The organism is Allorhizobium undicola ORS 992 = ATCC 700741, from assembly GCF_000621665.1.
In the GTDB taxonomy this organism is placed as follows: domain Bacteria; phylum Pseudomonadota; class Alphaproteobacteria; order Rhizobiales; family Rhizobiaceae; genus Allorhizobium; species Allorhizobium undicola.
Map to the genome: position 1 here is coordinate 112,486 of NZ_JHXQ01000014.1, position 10,570 is coordinate 123,055.

Here is a 10,570-nt window from a genome sequence, read left to right on the forward strand (position 1 = left end):
AAGGCCCTGAAATACGGAGATATTCGATGACTATTCCTAAAATTGCCGATTACCGGATGCCGCAGCCGGAAAGCTTTCCGCAAAACAAGGTGAAGTGGCAGCCGGAGGCGAAGCGGTCCGTGTTGCTGATCCATGACATGCAGCGCTATTTTCTGCGCTTTTACGAGGAAAATGGCGCTCTTTTGCCGGCCCTTGTCGCCAATCTCGAAAAGGTCAAGGCATGGGCTGTCGCCAATGGTGTGCCGGTGGTGTACACCGCCCAGCCGCATGACCAGCCTGCCCGTGACCGCGCCCTCCTCAACGACATGTGGGGGCCGGGCCTGACGGTTGCCGATCCGTCGCTGCAACAGGTGGTGGAGCCGCTGAAGCCCACCGAAAACGACGTGGTGCTGACGAAATGGCGCTACAGCGCCTTTCACCGTTCCGACTTGCAGGAGCGCATGGCGCAGTGGGGCCGCGATCAGCTGATTATCGGCGGAGTCTATGCCCATATCGGCTGCATGATGACGGCGGTGGATGCCTTCATGCGTGACATTCAACCCTTCATGCTGGGGGATGCGGTAGCCGATTTTTCCGAGCAGGAACACCGCATGGCGCTGACCTATGTGGCAACCCGCTGCGGCGTCGTGGTGCCGTCGGCGCATTTTGCCGGGCAAGGCGCATCGGCGCCGTCGCGCAGCTGGCTTGAAGCGCGTGTGCTGCAAATGGTGGAGGAGGGGACGGAAATCGATCCGGAGGAAAACCTCATTCTCTACGGGCTCGATTCCATTCAGGTCATGACGCTGGCAGGCGAGCTGAAAGGCCATGGGATCGTGGTTGGCTTCGATGAACTGGCCCGCGTTCCCACCCTCAATGGCTGGTGGTCGCTGATCGAAGCCAAGCGGCAGGCGGCATGAGTGCTGGAAGACCCATGAGCGAGCAGAGATTTTCCGGAAAGCGCGTGCTGGTCAGCGGTGCGGCCAGCGGGATTGGACGGCGCATTGCCGAACGTTTCGTGGAGGAAGGGGCCGATGTGATCGGCCTCGACCTCAAACCGGCAAACGGGGATGAGGGTTTCCGGCTGGTGGCGGTCGATCTGGCAAAGCCCGATGATGTCGAGAGAGTTTGCGCGAGCCTGATGCGCGAGATCCCCCATCTCGACGTGCTGGTGAATGCGGCGGGCATTCTGCGCATCGGTGCCGCCGAGGAGCTGACCCCGGAAGACTGGCAAAGCTCCATGGCTGTCAATGCTGGCGGGCCTTATCTGTTGATGCGCCAGTGGATCGGCCGGTTCAAGGCGCAGCGAAGCGGCGCAATCGTCAACATTGCCTCCAATGCGGCGCATGTGCCGCGCACGGGCATGACCGTCTATTGCGCCTCGAAGGCTGCTCTTGCCAGCCTCAGCCATTGTATCGGGCTGGAGCTTGCCCCCTTTGGCGTTCGCTGCAATGTCGTTTCTCCCGGCTCGACCGATACGCCGATGCTTGCCGGAATGCTGGGCGACCCTTCCGGTCAGGCGAAGCTGATTTCCGGCCTGCCCGAGCAGTTCAAGCTCGGCATTCCGCTGGGCAAGATCGCAAGGCCTGACGAGATTGCCAATGTGGTGCTGTTCCTTGCCTCCGATGCGGCAAGCCATGTCACCCTTCAGGATATTGTGGTGGATGGCGGAGCAACGCTTGCCGCATGAACCATAAGCGGCAGGGCGGCAAGAACTGTCTGCTCTGCCGCCTGACCATTCCAGCCTTTTGATTTTACGCATTTGCGAACACAAACCGAATATATCTTTGCTGGAAATGCGCGAAGGACACATTACAGCGCCGTGCGTTTTATCAAACGCACAAAGGACGCTGTAACACTTTAAATCTGCTGCATAATTTTCACCTTAAATCGATTCCGGTTTAAGGAATTATGCAGTAGTCCTGATCGCTGACGAAGCGATAGCCCACGCCGGGTTCCGTTCTGACAATGTGCGGTTCGGTGGGGTTGCGTTCGATTTTCTGGCGCAATTGACCCACGAAGACGCGCAGATAATGCAGGTCATCGGTATGGGCAGGCCCCCAAACGGAGGTCAGCAGGGTGCGGTGCGTCACCACCCGCCCGGCATGGCGGGCAAGCAGGGTGAGGAGGTCATATTCCTTCGGTGTCAGATGCAGTGCTTCGTCATCGCGGCTGACGATCCGCTTGACCGGGTCGATCAGCAGGCCGTCGGCGCGGATCGGGCCTGGAACGGAGTCTGTGCGTCCCCGATGGCGCAGCGCCGTGCGGATGCGGGCGGTCAACTCGCCAATGCCGAAGGGCTTTTCCACGTAATCGTCGGCCCCGAGATCGAGGGCGGCGATCTTTTCGCTTTCGCGGTCACGGGCGGAAAGAATGATGATCGGCACATCGCTCCAGCCACGCAGATTGGCGATGATGTCCTTGCCATCCATGTCCGGCAGGCCAAGATCGAGAATGACGAGATCGGGCGCCTGGGTTGCAACCGCTTTCAACGCTTCCGCCCCCGTCAGCGCCTCCACGGTGTCGAAGCCCGCAGCCGTCAGCGCCGGTTTCAGAAAACGCTGTATTTGCGGTTCGTCATCCACCACGAGAATCCGCGATGCGCTCATGCCCTCTGCTCCTCGTTTTCCGTGGCGGATTTATCGTCATGGACGGGAAAGCGCATGACGATGCGGGTGCCCTTTTTGCGCAGTGCCGGGCTTTCGGCATGAATGCGCCCTTCCATGGCGGTGACGAAGCCGCGCGCAATGGAAAGACCAAGGCCCGTTCCGGGCGCGCGGCCGTCCGGCTTGCCCCGACGATAGAATTTCTCGAAAATCCTGTCGAGATCTTCCGGCGGAATCCCCCGGCCCATATCCGTGACAGACAGCAAGAGGTCGCGCCCATCGCGACGGGCATAGACATGGATGGGTTCGCCGCCGCCATATTTCACGGCATTGTCGAGCAGGTTGAACAGCACTTGTCCCAAAAGAACGGCATCGCCGCGGATCAGCGGCAGATCGCTGGCAAGGCCCGTCTCCACCCGCACGCCCGGCGCATAGCGGCGTAGCCTCTCCACCGATGCCTGCACGACATCGGCCACATCCACCCAGTCGCGCTTGGGCTTCAGCGTTCCGGACTCGATGCGGGTCATGTCGAGGAGGTTGGCGACGAACCGGCTCATCCGGTTGCTTTCCTCCTCGATGGATTGCAGGAGATCGCGGCGGCTTTCCTCGCTCATCCGCTCTCCCAGCTGGCTCAGACTGGTGACGGCGCCGGTGATGGTGGCAAGCGGCGTGCGCAGATCGTGCGAAATCGACGATAGCAGGGCGTCGCGATAGCGTTCGCCCTCTAGCCGGGCGGCCTGCTGAACGCTTTCCTCGGCAAGCCTTGCGCGGTCGAGCGCAATGGCGGTCTGGTCGAGAATGGCCGACAGGGCGCGTTCGGCATTGAGGTCGAGTCCGCCTTCGATATGTTCGATGCCGCAGACGCCGACAATGCCGTGCGGGCCAAGAAGCGGGCGAAACTCGAAACGGCTATTGGGCAATGTGCCGGTGCCGTACCCGGCCGCTTCGCGTTTTTCCTCCGCCCAGCGCGCGGCCGTCATGTCGGTGACGTCCAGCTCGGTATCCGGTGGCCAGGCGGCGCCCACCTGAAGATCGTTATCCCTGGGCAGCAGCAGCACGATCTTGCACTTCAGCCGGGTTTGCAACTGCGAAACCGTGAGCCAGATGGCGTCATCGGTCTTTGCGGCGGTGGCGAGCTTGCGGGAAAACTCGTAAAGCGCCTGCAATTCCTGCGCCCGCATACGTGCCGCTTCCGCCTGTTCGCGCACGCGGGAAGCAAAGCCCCCGGCCAGAAGCGCCACAGCAAGGAAGATGAACAGCGCGAACACCTCATGCGGCGCGGCAATGGTGAAGGTGTGAACCGGGGCGATGAAGAAAAAATTATAGGCAAGCGCCGAGCAGGCAGCGGCAAGGAAGGCGGCGATGTAGCCGCCGGTCATGGCCGCGCCCAGAACCGCAACGAGATAGAGAAGCGAAATGTTCGGCAGCGTGATGAAGCTGGTAATCGCAAGACCAAAGCCGGTAGTCAGGGCAACGCCGCAAAGGGCCAGCGCCAGCGGACGCAGCAGCGCGCGGGGGCTGAGCGAAGGGCGCGGATCCGGCTGGGGTGAAGGCTTCATGCCCCTTTCCGGCGTGACGAGATAGACGCCGAGCCCTACCGCCTTTTGCGAAAGGGCATCCGGCAGGGACTTGCCGAGGACGCGGCCAAGCCCCCGGCGCGGCTTTGCACCGATGACGATCTGCGTTGCGTGCTCGCGCCTTGCGAGCTTGAGAATCTCCTCCACGAAATCACGGCCTATGATGCGGCGGGTTTCGGCCCCAAGCTGCTCGGCGAGGCGAAACAGGCCTTCCACGCGGCGAAGCCGCTCGGGTGTCTTGACCTCCCGTTCCGCGTGATCCACCGAAACTACGATCCAGTTGGCGTTGAGGCCGGAGGCCATGCGGCTTGCCACCCGCACCACTTTTTCCGAAAGATCGTCGGGCCCGACGCAGACAAGCAGTCTTTCGCCGGTGGCCCATGGCCCTTCGATGGCATTCTGCTTGAGGTAATCGACCATCTGGTCGTCCACCCGGTCGGCGGTGCGGCGCAGCGCAAGCTCGCGAAGCGCTGTCAGATTGCCGAGGCGGAAAAACCGGTCCACGGCACGGCTTGCGCTTTCCGGCAGATAGACCTTTCCCTCGTTCAGGCGTTCGATGAGTTCGGTTGGCGCAAGATCGACCAGCAGCACGTCATCGGCCCGTTTCAGCACGACATCCGGCACACGTTCGCGCACGGTGACGCCGGTGATCTGCGCGACGAGATCGGCAAGGCTTTCGAGATGCTGGATGTTCAGCGCCGTCCAGACATCGATGCCGGCGGCGATCAGTTCCTCTATGTCCTGATAGCGCTTGGGGTGGCGGCTGCCTTCCGGGTTGGAATGCGCCAGTTCATCGACGATGATCAAGCGCGGCTTGCGGGCCAATGCGGCGTCGAGATCGAATTCCTCCAGCCTGCGGCCGCGATGGGTGACGCTGATGCGTTCAAGCACATCCAGCCCGTTCAGCAGGGCTGCGGTTTCGCTGCGGCCATGGGTTTCCACCAGGCCAACCACCACATCCACGCCATCGGCCTTCAGCCTGTGGGCGCGCGACAACATGGCATAGGTCTTGCCGACCCCCGGCGCGGCCCCCAGGAAAACCGTAAGCTTGCCCCGGCGGTCTTTCTCCGCCAGGGCAAGCAGGGCATCCGGATCGGGGCGACGCTCGTCTTCGCGCTCGTCCTTGGGCATTCATCCTCTCATGTCGTTTTCAGGGGCGGTCATGCCTTGCCGGGAAATGTTCGGTCCAGGGCCATGTTAAGTGCAAGAACATTGACACGCTCTTCACCGAAAAAGCCGAAATCAGGCTTTTCGATGCTGCGCTCCACCAAAGAGGCAAGATCGCTGTCACTGATGTTGCGCGCCTTGGCAATGCGCGACACCTGCAAGCGGGCAAAGGCCGGCGAAATATGCGGATCAAGCCCCGAGCCCGATGCCGTGACGGCATCGGCGGGAAGCGGCCCGCTCACGCCGCTCTGGCGCAGGCGATCGACGGCGGCCTGCACCCGATCCTTCAGGGCCTTGGAGGTGGGGCCGAGATTGGAGCCGGTGGAGGCGCTGGCATTATAGGCATCCGGCTGCGTTACCGACGGGCGCGGCCAGAAATAACGATCGGAGGTGAAGTTCTGACCGATCAGGCTGGAGCCGACGACCTTTCCGTCTTGCAGAACGGTGCTGCCATTGGCCTGCGCGGGCATGACGGCCTGGGCGATGCCGGTGACGGCGTAAGGGTAGGCAAGGCCGGTCAGGGCCGTCATGAGCAGCACGAGGGTAAAGGCTGGGCGAAGATGATGAAGCATGATTACACCAGATGAAGGGCGCTGACGGCCAGATCGACGAACTTGATGCCTGCGAAAGGCAGGAGGAGGCCGCCGAGGCCATAGACCAGAAGATTGCGGCGGAGCAGGCTGGCCGCGCCTGCGGGGCGGTAAGCCACGCCTTTGAGCGCCAGCGGGATCAGCGCAATGATGATCAGCGCGTTGAAGATAACCGCCGAGAGAATGGCGGATTTGGGCGAGGCAAGGCCCATGACGTTCAGCGCGTTCAGGGCCGGATAGGTGGCGACGAACATGGCCGGGATGATGGCGAAATATTTCGCGACGTCATTGGCGATGGAGAAGGTGGTGAGCGCGCCGCGCGTCATCAGCAACTGCTTGCCGATTTCCACGATCTCGATGAGCTTGGTGGGGCTTGAATCGAGATCGACCATGTTGGCGGCCTCGCGTGCTGCCTGCGTGCCGGTCTGCATGGCAACGCCCACATCCGCCTGGGCCAGCGCCGGGGCGTCGTTGGTGCCGTCGCCGCACATGGCGATCAGGCGGCCGCCCGTCTGTTCGCGGCGGATATAGGCAAGCTTGTCTTCAGGCGTTGCCTGGGCAAGATAATCGTCCACGCCTGCTTCCGAGGCAATTGCCGCGGCGGTAACGGGATTGTCGCCCGTGACCATGACGGTGCGGATGCCCATGGCGCGCAGCGCCGCGAAGCGCTCCTTGATGCCCGGCTTGACCACGTCCTTGAGGTGAATGGCGCCCAGCAGGCGCTTGCCATCGGCAACCGCAAGCGGCGTGCCGCCGGACCGGGCAATCTGGTCCACGGCGCGGCGGAACTCCTGCGGCGCTTCCTGTTCGTCAAGGCCCGTGAACCGCAGTATGGAGTCTACCGCGCCCTTGCGCAGCCGTCTTTCGCCCAGATCCACGCCCGACAGCCGGGTTTCTGCCGTGAAGGCCACCACGGCATCGAAATTGGCGGCAGGGGTCGGCAGGCCGAATTCGCCGGTGGCGAGTGCGACGATGGAGCGGCCTTCCGGGGTCTCGTCCGGCAGGCTGGCGATGAGGGCTGCCTGCGCCAGCTCGCTCTGGCTGACGCCGGGAGCGGGGATGAAGTCGCTGGCCATGCGGTTGCCGTAGGTGATGGTGCCGGTTTTGTCGAGCAGCAGCGTATCCACGTCGCCTGCCGCTTCTACGGCACGGCCGGAGGTGGCGATGACGTTGAAACGCACCAGCCTGTCCATGCCTGCAATGCCGATGGCCGAAAGCAGTCCGCCGATGGTGGTGGGGATCAGGGTGACGAGCAGGGCGGCAAGAACGGTAACGCTCAGCAGCGTGCCGGAATAGCCCGCCATGCCCCAGATGGCGACGCAGACGAAGAGGAAGATCAGCGTCAGGCCGGACAGCAGGATCGAAAGGGCAATTTCGTTCGGCGTCTTCTGGCGTTGCGCGCCTTCGATCAGGGCAATCATCCTGTCCACGAAGGACGAGCCCGGCTGCACGGTGATCCTGACCCGGATTTCGTCGGACAGAACTTCCGTACCGCCGGTAACGGCAGAGCGATCGCCGCCGGATTCGCGGATCACGGGCGCGGATTCCCCGGTGATGGCGCTTTCGTTGACGGAGGCGACGCCTTCGATGACCTCGCCGTCACCGGGAATGAGTTCGCCTGCGGCGACCAGCACCACATCGCCGATCTTCAGCTTCGTGGCCGGAATGCTTTCAGTGGCGCCGGTCGCGGTCAGCCGCCGGGCAACCAGTTCGGATTTGGTTTTCTTCAGGCTTTCGGCCTGGGCGCGGCCACGGCCTTCGGCCACGGCCTCCGCGAAGGTGGCAAACAGCACGGTGAACCACAGCCAGGCGGCAATCTGGCCGGAAAAGGCAGCTTCCGCCGGATTGAAGGCGAGGTCGCGCAGGAACATGACGGTGACAAGCGCCGCCACGACTTCCGTGACGAAGATGACGGGATTGCGCAGCAGTTCTTTCGGGTTGAGCTTCAGGATCGCATCGCGCATGGCCGGAAAGAGGATGGCGGGATCGAGAAGGCTCTGGGCTTTATGATCTTTTGACATGGAAAACCCCTTCAGAAGGTCTGGCCTGCCAGCATCGCCAGATGCTCGACAATGGGGCCAAGGGCAAGGGCGGGGAAGAATTGCAGGCCGCCGAGAATAAGGATGATGCCGATCAAAAGTCCGGCAAAAAGCGGGCCATCCGTCGGGAAGGTTCCCGCCGAGGCCGGGGTGCGGACCTTGGCGGCCAGTGATCCGGCAATGGCCATGACCGGAACCACATAGGCAAAGCGGCCGAGCAGCATGGCGATGCCAAGCGTGGTGTTATACCACAGCGTGTTGCCGGTAAGCCCGCCAAAGGCCGAGCCGTTATTGCCGGCGGCCGAGCTGAAACCATAGAGGATTTCAGACAGGCCGTGCGGTCCGGGCGTGCCGATGCTGGCCAGCGCGAAGGGCAGCATGGCGGAGGCAGCGGTGAAGCCGAGAATGGCGAGCGGCAGGATGAGAACGGCCAGCATGGCATATTTCATTTCCCGGCCTTCGATCTTCTTGCCGAGGAATTCCGGGGTGCGGCCAACCATCAGGCCAGCGACGAAAACGGCCAGCAGCGCGAAAATCAGGATGCCATAGAGGCCGGAGCCAACGCCGCCCGGCAGAACCTCGCCAAGCTGGATAAGGAAGAGCGGCACCAGACCGCCAAGCCCGGTGAAGGAGCCCAGCATACCGTTGACACCGCCATTGGAAAGGCCGGTGGTGACGGCGGCATAAAGGGCGCTCATGGCCTGACCGAAGCGAAGCTCCTTGCCCTCCATATTGCCCATGGCCGGATCGAGGCCGAGGCTGGTGAGAACGGGATTGCCCTGCGCTTCCGCCCAGTAGATCACCACCACGCCCGCAAGCAGCAAAGCGCCCATGGAGGCAAGCAGAACCCAGCCCTGACGGCGGTTGGAGACCATTTGGCCGAAACAGTAAACCATGGCGGAGGAAATCCACAGCATGGCGAAGATGTTGAAGAAATCCGACCATGCGGTCGCATTTTCAAAGGGGTGGGCGGCATTGACGTTGAAGAAGCCGCCGCCATTGGTGCCAAGCTGCTTGATGGCTTCCTGGCTGGCAACGGGACCAAGCGCGATGACCTGATTGGCGCCTTCCAGCGTCGTTGCGCTGACGGAAGCATCAAAGGTTTGCGGCAGCCCCATGGCCACGAAGATCAGGGCGGTGATGATGGAAATCGGCAGCAGGATATAAAGTGTGGCGCGCGTGACATCGACCCAGAAATTGCCAAGCCCGGTGGCGCGCGAACGGATGAGCGCACGGGTAAAGGCAATGGCCAGCGCCATGCCGGTGGCGGCCGACAGGAAGTTCTGTACGGTCAGCCCCGCCATCTGGCTGAAATGGCTGAGCGTCGATTCGCCGCCGTAATTCTGCCAGTTGGTATTGGTGACGAAGGAAACGGCAGTGTTGAAGGCCAGATCCGGCGTCATTCCCGCAAATCCCTGGGGATTGAGGGGCAGATAGGCCTGAAGCCGTAAAATGCCGTAGAGGACGGCAAAGCCGGCCAGCGAAAAGGCGAGCATGGAAAGCGTATAGGCAAGCGCGCTCTGCTCTTTTTCCGCATTCACGCCGCTGATGGCGTAAAAGCCCTTTTCAACGGGGGAAAGAAGGGGAGAAAGGGGCGTGCGATTGCCTTCGAATACGCGGGCCATGTAAAGGCCCAGCGGCTTGACGGTGACGAGCACCGCAAGGAAGAGGAGGCTGATTTGCAGCCACCCGGCGATAGTCATGGTGAAGCTCCTCAAGAGCATTGTCCGAAGAAAAGTGGGAACCGGTTTTCCGTCCGGAAATGCGTAGAAACAAAGATGCCTGCATTGTCCGAAGAAAAGTGGGAACCTGTTTTCCGTCCGGAAATGCGGCAGATGGGCGGTCGAGAGCCTGTCTTCAGAAGCGCTCGGGCTTCAGCAGGGTGATGACGAGATAGACGCCAAGGCCAATGGCGACGGCAAGGCCGAGAATAGGTTCGAGCATGGTGGGCCTCACAACCTGTCGAGGGCGCGGGCATAAAGCGCTAGCGCGACGAAACTGCCGCAGCCTAGAGCCAGAAAAATAAGGTCGGGCATGACCAAAACTCCTGTTTCAATGGCATGAAACTACGCCGGTCAGGCCTAAGGCTTCGATTGGGAAAACAATCTCCGCGCATAAAGAAAAGATAAGGATGGGCGTGGTGAGGTCAGGCGAATGGGCCACACACTACCCTAGAGCGGTTCATTGTTTCATGGAAACATAGAACCGCTCTAACTATCTGTTTTTACGCATTTTCAGACGGAAAACCGGCTTCCACTTTTCCTGAAAATGCTCTAGGTCGTGTGGACAGTTACCTGATCCATAGGACGATAGCTGCGATTGTGACGACTGCGAGATAGTTTCGTGCTGTTTTCTCGAAGCGTGTTGCGACCCTGCGGAAGTGCTTGAGCTTGGAGAAGCAGCATTCGATGAGATGGCGTTGGGCATAGAGATCCTTGTCCAGCGGGTGTTTCTTGGCGCGGGAAGGATTGTTAGGGATCACCGCCACTGCGCCTTTCTCGGCGATGGCGGCACGTAGGCGATCACTGTCATATGCGGTGTCTGCCATCACGATGTCGGCGGGTAAGTCTTCGATCAGAGCATCGGCTTGCGGCGCATCGCCTTTCTGGCCAGCG

At 61.6% G+C, this 10,570-nt stretch carries 9 protein-coding genes; 2 read left to right on the forward strand and 7 right to left on the reverse strand.

Annotation, left to right across the window (positions count from 1 at the left end; all coding sequences use genetic code 11):
* Positions 1–26: 26 nt before the first annotated feature.
* Both T424_RS0113325 and dhbA read left to right on the forward strand, forming a co-directional pair.
* Complete coding sequence (locus T424_RS0113325; RefSeq protein WP_027488171.1) at positions 27–896, forward strand: isochorismatase; 870 nt, start codon at positions 27–29, stop codon at positions 894–896.
* Between the two features lie 14 nt (positions 897–910).
* Complete coding sequence (gene dhbA, locus T424_RS0113330; RefSeq protein ID WP_027488172.1) at positions 911–1,666, forward strand: 2,3-dihydro-2,3-dihydroxybenzoate dehydrogenase; 756 nt, start codon at positions 911–913, stop codon at positions 1,664–1,666.
* A 211-nt stretch (positions 1,667–1,877) separates the two neighbouring features.
* Here dhbA and T424_RS0113335 read toward each other — a convergent pair whose 3' ends face one another.
* From T424_RS0113335 to T424_RS0113365, 7 genes are all read right to left on the reverse strand, one after another.
* Positions 1,878–2,585 (reverse strand): response regulator, encoded by a 708-nt coding sequence (locus T424_RS0113335; RefSeq protein ID WP_027488173.1) that lies wholly within the window; start codon positions 2,583–2,585, stop codon positions 1,878–1,880.
* A complete protein-coding gene (locus tag T424_RS0113340) occupies positions 2,582–5,290 on the reverse strand; it encodes a sensor histidine kinase (protein ID WP_027488174.1) in 2,709 nt (902 codons plus the stop codon). The genes T424_RS0113335 and T424_RS0113340 overlap by 4 nt, the downstream gene beginning before the upstream one ends.
* Before the next feature lie 29 nt (positions 5,291–5,319).
* Entirely contained in the window at positions 5,320–5,898 is a 579-nt protein-coding gene (gene kdpC / locus T424_RS0113345) for a potassium-transporting ATPase subunit KdpC (RefSeq protein ID WP_027488175.1), read from the reverse strand.
* 2 nt (positions 5,899–5,900) lie between these two features.
* Positions 5,901–7,937, reverse strand: coding sequence for a potassium-transporting ATPase subunit KdpB (kdpB, locus tag T424_RS0113350; protein ID WP_027488176.1), 2,037 nt, complete (start codon positions 7,935–7,937; stop codon positions 5,901–5,903).
* 11 nt (positions 7,938–7,948) lie between these two features.
* Complete coding sequence (gene kdpA / locus T424_RS0113355) at positions 7,949–9,658, reverse strand: potassium-transporting ATPase subunit KdpA (RefSeq protein WP_027488177.1); 1,710 nt, start codon at positions 9,656–9,658, stop codon at positions 7,949–7,951.
* 154 nt (positions 9,659–9,812) lie between these two features.
* Complete coding sequence (gene kdpF, locus T424_RS20990) at positions 9,813–9,911, reverse strand: K(+)-transporting ATPase subunit F (protein WP_210164394.1); 99 nt, start codon at positions 9,909–9,911, stop codon at positions 9,813–9,815.
* A gap of 334 nt (positions 9,912–10,245) precedes the next feature.
* The coding region (locus T424_RS0113365; RefSeq protein ID WP_027488178.1) for an IS5 family transposase at positions 10,246–10,570 on the reverse strand (325 nt) is incomplete at its 5' end.